We start from the raw sequence: 281 nt of genomic DNA, 5'->3' as shown, positions 1-281 counted from the left end.
GGATTTCCCTGCCGCTGCGAACCGTGATTCTGTGCTGCATCGGAGGCACCGATGCGACCAAAGAAGCACAGGACGACAGGCTCGAACGATCTGTTCCGGTCCCGGCTGGACCAGATCATCAACATGCGACACGAGCTGGTTCTGCTCGCCGGCAGGGTCGATTGGGACTGGATCGACGGCGAGATCGCGCCGCTCTACAGCGACAACGGCAGGCCGGGTATCGCGACCCGATTCATGATCGGATTGCTGCTGCTCAAGCACATCTACGGCCTGTCCGATGA

Annotated in this window: 1 pseudogene; it reads left to right on the top strand. The window is 60.9% G+C overall.

Annotated features, from left to right (window positions below):
• Positions 1-51: 51 nt before the first annotated feature.
• Positions 52-281: pseudogene (locus tag WN73_RS11495) on the top strand (IS5/IS1182 family transposase); the annotation flags it as partial.

The organism is Bradyrhizobium sp. CCBAU 45394 (assembly GCF_028128655.1).
Classification (GTDB): domain Bacteria; phylum Pseudomonadota; class Alphaproteobacteria; order Rhizobiales; family Xanthobacteraceae; genus Bradyrhizobium; species Bradyrhizobium diazoefficiens.
The sequence above is the reverse complement of the archived record's forward strand: the minus strand, read 5'-3'. Positions and strand labels throughout refer to the sequence as shown.